Origin of the sequence: Pseudomonas sp. Root71, from assembly GCF_001429045.1 — a bacterium.
Classification (GTDB): domain Bacteria; phylum Pseudomonadota; class Gammaproteobacteria; order Pseudomonadales; family Pseudomonadaceae; genus Aquipseudomonas; species Aquipseudomonas monachiensis.
Window position 1 is genome coordinate 484,479 of record NZ_LMHY01000025.1, and the last position, 7,333, is coordinate 491,811.

Annotated in this window: 3 protein-coding genes and 2 rRNA genes; all 5 read right to left on the reverse strand. The window is 54.1% G+C overall.

Annotated features, from left to right (window positions below; genetic code table 11):
• Positions 1-8: 8 nt before the first annotated feature.
• Entirely contained in the window at positions 9-2,312 is a 2,304-nt protein-coding gene (locus tag ASD95_RS18485) for a PqiB family protein (RefSeq protein WP_056726311.1), read from the reverse strand.
• Positions 2,305-2,928, reverse strand: coding sequence for a paraquat-inducible protein A (locus tag ASD95_RS18490; protein ID WP_046043780.1), 624 nt, complete (start codon positions 2,926-2,928; stop codon positions 2,305-2,307). The genes ASD95_RS18485 and ASD95_RS18490 overlap by 8 nt, the downstream gene beginning before the upstream one ends.
• Complete coding sequence (locus ASD95_RS18495; RefSeq protein ID WP_056726312.1) at positions 2,915-3,574, reverse strand: paraquat-inducible protein A; 660 nt, start codon at positions 3,572-3,574, stop codon at positions 2,915-2,917. Before ASD95_RS18495 ends, ASD95_RS18490 begins: the two co-directional genes overlap by 14 nt.
• 146 nt (positions 3,575-3,720) lie before the next feature.
• Positions 3,721-3,836: ribosomal RNA gene (gene rrf / locus ASD95_RS18500) — 5S ribosomal RNA — on the reverse strand.
• 291 nt (positions 3,837-4,127) lie between these two features.
• Positions 4,128-7,021 (reverse strand): 23S ribosomal RNA (locus ASD95_RS18505).
• Between the last annotated feature and the right edge of the window lie 312 nt (positions 7,022-7,333).

Sequence of the window (7,333 nt, forward strand, 5' to 3'; positions counted from 1 at the left end):
GTTCCAGACTACTTGCCGATGGAAATCTTCGGCGCCCAGCCCAGCCATTCCTCTTCGAACTTGTCGAACAACGCGAACGTCTGCTCCGGTCGTGCCGGACTGCCCATGCGCTCGCCATCCGGCGTGGCAAAGGCGACACCGCCCTGAATCATCGTCTCCAGTGATTCAGTACGCACCGTTGCACCTCTGAACAGACCGACATCAAAGTCGAAACCGCTGGTGTTCCAGAACCGTGTACCGCTGCGTACCAGTGGCGCGTACTTCGGTTCGATCAGGATATGGATCAGGACGCGATCAGCGGTCTGGCCCAGCTCATAACCGGTCACCTTGCCCACGGTGATTTCGCGATAGGTCACCGGCACACCGGCCTTCAGCGAACCACGACGAGCCGCGCTCAGCACCAGACTCAATCCCGCTTCCTGCTTGGCTGTTTCGGGCGCGGCGGCCAAAGCGACAAAGTTCTTCTGCGGTCCCAGGTTTTTCTGCGCCGGTTGCACCTCGATGTATTGCCCGGTCACCAGGGTTTCGAGGTTGGACGTCTTGATCAGTCCCAGTTCAGGCTTGACCACCCAGAACTGACTGCCGACCCGTGCTATACGCTCCGGCACTTCGGTAATCCGCGCGGTCAGCAGCACCGATTGCAGGTCCTCGCTGAGATCAACATCCTCCACCTTGCCGACATCCAGCCCCTTGAAACGAATCGGAGTGCCGGTATGCAGGCCATCAGCGCGATCGAGCTTGAGCGTGATGACTTCGCCTTTCTGCGTGGCGTCTTCATGGTTCGCAAACAGACGGAAACGTGGAATACGCTTCTGCAACGGGGCGTTGTCCTGCGGGGTCTCGAAGGCAATGCCGCCGGCCATCAAGCTCTGCAACGATTCGCTTTTAACCTGGACCCCGCCAGTCAGACCACCCGTGAGGGTGATGCCACTGGCGTTCCAGAAGCGCGTCGAGGCGTTGACCAGGCCTTCGTATTCCTTCTCGATGTGCACGCCAATGATCAGTCGTTTCTTGGTGCGCGAGAACTGATAGCTCTGTACGGAGCCGACTTTGACCTGTTTGTAGAGAACCGGGCTGCCGACTTCCAGCGAACCGAGGTTTTCCGTGAACAACACCAGGTGCAGGCCGGGTGCACGCAGGTCCAGCGGTGGTGCCTTTGCCCGTGCCGCAAACTCTCGCTGTGGCGCCGAACCCTTGTCGCCAGGCCGCACAGCGATGTAGTTGCCTTTGACCAACGCCTCGAGGCCGGTAATCCCCGCCAGGGAAATCGACGGTTTGACCACCCAGAACTGGGTGCCTTCGACCAGGTAATCCTCGGCCAACGGGTCCATCGTCAACTCGGCGGTCGCGCCGGACAGATCCGCATCGACCTTCAGCGTTTTCAGGCTGCCCACCTGAATACCCTTGTACATCACCGGTGTGCGACCGGCCTGCAAGCCGTCGAAATCACTGAGCTTGACCTTCACCCGGATACCGGCGGCGGCGGCATCAAAGTCTTCATAAAGCCTGAATGGCAGGCTCGGGTCGGTAGGCGGGCTGTCCTTGCGGTTTTCAGGTGTAGCGAAGGCAATGCCACCGGCGACGATGCTGGCCAGGGACTCACTGCGGACCTTCACACCCGACAGATTGGCGTCGATGCTGATGCCGCTGGCGTTCCAGAAACGTGTATGTTTGCGCACCAGTTTGGCGTAAGTCGGCTCAATGAAGACCTTGAGCTCGACGGTGTTCTGGTCCTCGGACAACACATAGCTTTTGATCTGGCCCACTTTGATCTGTTTATAGAACACCGGACTGCCACGGTTCAGCGAGCCCAGGCGGTCGGCCTTGATGGTCAAGTGCAAACCGGGCTGGGCATCGGAGAGCGGCGGTTCCTGGGCCAAGGCCTTGAACTTGCGGACGGGCTCGCCTTCCCCCGGGCTGATGGCGACATAGTTACCTGAAACCAGCGTCTCGAGACCGGTGATCCCTGCCAGCGTAACGCTCGGCTTGACCAGCCAGAAACGCGTGCTGGTTCGCAGGTATGGCTCTACATCCTTGTTCATTTCGATGCTGGCAATCACACCTTTGGAACTGCCTTCGTCATCGAGCTTGAGGCTTTTGACCTTGCCGACCGACATACCTTTATAGACAACTTCGGTCTTGTTGGCCTGAATGCCCTCGCCACTCTCAAAACGCACCTGAATCTCGATACCGGTCTCACTATAGGCCCGCCAGCCGAGCCAGCCGCCGATGATCAAGGCGATCAGAGGCAACACCCAAATGGCAGACCAGTTCGAAGCCGGTCGGGTTTTCGCTACAGGCAAATCAGTCATGGTCGTCGTCCGACTCCGTGTTATCCCAAATCAGTCGGGGATCAAAAGTTACTGCGGCAAGCATCGTCAGAATCACCACCGTGGCGAAAGCGATGGCGCCAAGATTGGCTTCGATGCTGGCAAGCCGCCCAAAATTCACAACCGCCACGAGGATGGCGATCACAAAAATATCGAGCATCGACCAGCGGCCGATGAATTCAATGAAACGGTACATCCAGATACGCTGGCGAGCCGAAAGGGGCTGACGGCGCTGCACGGAAAACAGCAGCAGGCCGATGCCCACCAGCTTGAAGGTGGGCACCAGGATACTGGCGATAAACACCACGGCCGCAATGGGGAACATGCCGTAGTGCACAAGTTCGATTACACCCGCCATGATCGTGCTGGGCGCACCTTTGCCCAGGGAGTTCACGGTCATGATCGGCAACAAGTTGGCCGGTATGTAAAGAATGGCGGCGGTAATCAGCAATGCCCAGGTCCGCACCAGGCTATTCGGGCTGCGGGCATGCACCAGCGCCCCGCAGCGCGTACAGACTTGCTCGTCGGTATCAGCTTCCTGCCTGTTCAATTCATGACATTCCTTGCAAATCAGAATGCCTGCATCAATCGCCCGCATGGGCATCCTCTCCTGATAACGCCTGCCAGATCTGGTGAGGCGACATTACGACCTCCAGCCAGACTTGAATCAGCAACATTCCAATGAAGCACACCAGGCCGAGGCCTACAGTGATGGCTGCCATATCTGCCAGCTTGACGATAGCCACCAGTACGCCCATGAAGTAAACCTCGAGCATCCCCCATTCGCGTATATGGTGATAAATGCGATAGAGCAACAAGCCGTAGCTGCGTCCGACATCGAAACGGATACTCAACAATACGGCCAGTTGGCACAGCAGCTTGAGCAGCGGGATCCCCATGCTGCACAGGAACACAATCACTGAAACGCTTTGCATGCCCGTGTCAAAAAGGGCGACAACACCGCTCCAGACAGTGTCTTGCGAAGACTGCCCGAGTAGATTGAGCTGCATGATGGGCAAAAAATTCGCCGGAATAAACAACAACAAGGCGGCGATAACCAGGGCGAGACTGCGCTGTACGACGTTGTACCGATTGGCATAAAGCTCGTAGCCACAGCGCGGGCACAGGGCTTTTTCGCCATGGGCGAGTTCGGGTTTACGCATGAGCAAGTCGCACTCATGGCAGGCAACCAGATTTTCTAGTGGTAATTCTGACAGCCCTTGGGCGTCAACCGGATCCGGCATAAAGGCTCTGACTCTGAAAAAGTTGGACCTATTCTAGTGCCATGAGCTGAAAATAACTGTGCAAAATGTGCAACGAGCAGCTCTGTTTTTTTCACGCACAAAAACAAAACCCCAACTGCTTTCGCAATTGGGGTTTCGGAATTTAATCTTGACGATGACCTACTCTCACATGGGGAAACCCCACACTACCATCGGCGATGCATCGTTTCACTGCTGAGTTCGGGATGGGATCAGGTGGTTCCAACGCTCTATGGTCGTCAAGAAATTCGGGTACTGAGTCGTGGCCGGCTGGCCTCGCTTCAGCAAATTGGGTATGCGATAGTTTGGTGTTTTGTGAGTATCTCGAACTTTCGGTTCGTTTCGTCTTCACACACCGCAATCTGGCCTCTTTCGTTTCTTCAACTAGGAGCAGCAAATTGCTTGGGTGTTATATGGTCAAGCCTCACGGGCAATTAGTATTGGTTAGCTCAACGCCTCACAGCGCTTACACACCCAACCTATCAACGTCGTAGTCTTCGACGGCCCTTCAGGGGNCAAATTGCTTGGGTGTTATATGGTCAAGCCTCACGGGCAATTAGTATTGGTTAGCTCAACGCCTCACAGCGCTTACACACCCAACCTATCAACGTCGTAGTCTTCGACGGCCCTTCAGGGGACTCAAGGTCCCAGTGAGATCTCATCTTGAGGCAAGTTTCCCGCTTAGATGCTTTCAGCGGTTATCTTTTCCGAACATAGCTACCCGGCAATGCCACTGGCGTGACAACCGGAACACCAGAGGTTCGTCCACTCCGGTCCTCTCGTACTAGGAGCAGCCCCTCTCAAATCTCAAACGTCCACGGCAGATAGGGACCGAACTGTCTCACGACGTTCTAAACCCAGCTCGCGTACCACTTTAAATGGCGAACAGCCATACCCTTGGGACCGGCTTCAGCCCCAGGATGTGATGAGCCGACATCGAGGTGCCAAACACCGCCGTCGATATGAACTCTTGGGCGGTATCAGCCTGTTATCCCCGGAGTACCTTTTATCCGTTGAGCGATGGCCCTTCCATACAGAACCACCGGATCACTAAGACCTACTTTCGTACCTGCTCGACGTGTCTGTCTCGCAGTCAAGCGCGCTTTTGCCTTTATACTCTACGACCGATTTCCGACCGGTCTGAGCGCACCTTCGTACTCCTCCGTTACTCTTTAGGAGGAGACCGCCCCAGTCAAACTACCCACCATACACTGTCCTCGATCCGGATAACGGACCTGAGTTAGAACCTCAAAGTTGCCAGGGTGGTATTTCAAGGTTGGCTCCACGCGAACTGGCGTCCACGCTTCAAAGCCTCCCACCTATCCTACACAAGCAAATTCAAAGTCCAGTGCAAAGCTATAGTAAAGGTTCACGGGGTCTTTCCGTCTAGCCGCGGATACACTGCATCTTCACAGCGATTTCAATTTCACTGAGTCTCGGGTGGAGACAGCGCCGCCATCGTTACGCCATTCGTGCAGGTCGGAACTTACCCGACAAGGAATTTCGCTACCTTAGGACCGTTATAGTTACGGCCGCCGTTTACCGGGGCTTCGATCAAGAGCTTCGCGTTAGCTAACCCCATCAATTAACCTTCCGGCACCGGGCAGGCGTCACACCCTATACGTCCACTTTCGTGTTTGCAGAGTGCTGTGTTTTTAATAAACAGTCGCAGCGGCCTGGTATCTTCGACCGGCGTGGGCTTACGGAGCAAGTCCTTCACCCTCACCGGCGCACCTTCTCCCGAAGTTACGGTGCCATTTTGCCTAGTTCCTTCACCCGAGTTCTCTCAAGCGCCTTGGTATTCTCTACCCAACCACCTGTGTCGGTTTGGGGTACGGTTCCTGGTTACCTGAAGCTTAGAAGCTTTTCTTGGAAGCATGGCATCAACCACTTCGTGTTCTAAAAGAACACTCGTCATCAGCTCTCGGCCTTRRAATCCCGGATTTACCTAAGATTCCAGCCTACCACCTTAAACTTGGACAACCAACGCCAAGCTGGCCTAGCCTTCTCCGTCCCTCCATCGCAATAACCAGAAGTACAGGAATATTAACCTGTTTTCCATCGACTACGCTTTTCAGCCTCGCCTTAGGGACCGACTAACCCTGCGTCGATTAACGTTGCGCAGGAAACCTTGGTCTTTCGGCGTGGGTGTTTTTCACACCCATTGTCGTTACTCATGTCAGCATTCGCACTTCTGATACCTCCAGCAAGCTTCTCAACTCACCTTCACAGGCTTACAGAACGCTCCTCTACCGCATCAYCCGAAGRTGATACCCGTAGCTTCGGTGTATGGTTTGAGCCCCGTTACATCTTCCGCGCAGGCCGACTCGACTAGTGAGCTATTACGCTTTCTTTAAAGGGTGGCTGCTTCTAAGCCAACCTCCTAGCTGTCTAAGCCTTCCCACATCGTTTCCCACTTAACCATAACTTTGGGACCTTAGCTGACGGTCTGGGTTGTTTCCCTTTTCACGACGGACGTTAGCACCCGCCGTGTGTCTCCCATGCTCGGCACTTGTAGGTATTCGGAGTTTGCATCGGTTTGGTAAGTCGGGATGACCCCCTAGCCGAAACAGTGCTCTACCCCCTACAGTGATACATGAGGCGCTACCTAAATAGCTTTCGAGGAGAACCAGCTATCTCCGAGCTTGATTAGCCTTTCACTCCGATCCACAGGTCATCCGCTAACTTTTCAACGGTAGTCGGTTCGGTCCTCCAGTCAGTGTTACCTAACCTTCAACCTGCCCATGGATAGATCGCCCGGTTTCGGGTCTATTCCCAGCGACTAGACGCCCTATTAAGACTCGCTTTCGCTACGCCTCCCCTATTCGGTTAAGCTCGCCACTGAAAATAAGTCGCTGACCCATTATACAAAAGGTACGCAGTCACCCAACAAAGTGGGCTCCCACTGCTTGTACGCATACGGTTTCAGGATCTATTTCACTCCCCTCTCCGGGGTTCTTTTCGCCTTTCCCTCACGGTACTAGTTCACTATCGGTCAGTCAGTAGTATTTAGCCTTGGAGGATGGTCCCCCCATATTCAGACAAAGTTTCTCGTGCTCCGTCCTACTCGATTTCATGACYAAGAGATTTTCGCGTACAGGGCTATCACCCACTATGGCCGCACTTTCCAGAGCGTTCCGCTAATCTCAAAGCCACTTAAGGGCTRGTCCCCGTTCGCTCGCCACTACTAAGGGAATCTCGGTTGATTTCTTTTCCTCAGGGTACTTAGATGTTTCAGTTCCCCTGGTTCGCCTCTTGCACCTATGTATTCAGTACAAGATAACCATCTTATGATGGCTGGGTTCCCCCATTCAGACATCTCCGGATCAAAGTCTGTTTGCCGACTCCCCGAAGCTTTTCGCAGGCTACCACGTCTTTCATCGCCTCTGACTGCCAAGGCATCCACCGTATGCGCTTCTTCACTTGACCATATAACCCCAAGCAATCTGGTTATACTATGAAGACGACATTCGCCGAAAATTCGATTGAGCTCCTAAGAGCAACTCACAAATTTTACCTTAGCCTGATCCGTTACCAGTGAAAGTAACGTTCAGTCTATCTTTCTATCACATACCCAAATTTTTAAAGAACGAACTAGTCAAAGACTAGAAATCAACATTCACACTGGAATATTCATTTCTAAACTCTAACGAAGCAGACCACCTTAAAGGCTGGCCTCTCGTCTTCTTCAATGAATCAAGCAATTCGTGTGGGAACTTATGGAGCAGCTGAGTCGTCGAT

What these genes read in the sequence shown, in the direction of transcription:
- ASD95_RS18485 (WP_056726311.1), bottom strand. Translation starts at nt 2,312, where the DNA reads ATGACTGATTTGCCTGTAGCGAAAACCCGACCGGCTTCGAACTGGTCT.
- ASD95_RS18490 (WP_046043780.1), bottom strand. Translation starts at nt 2,928, where the DNA reads ATGCGGGCGATTGATGCAGGCATTCTGATTTGCAAGGAATGTCATGAA.
- ASD95_RS18495 (WP_056726312.1), bottom strand. Translation starts at nt 3,574, where the DNA reads ATGCCGGATCCGGTTGACGCCCAAGGGCTGTCAGAATTACCACTAGAA.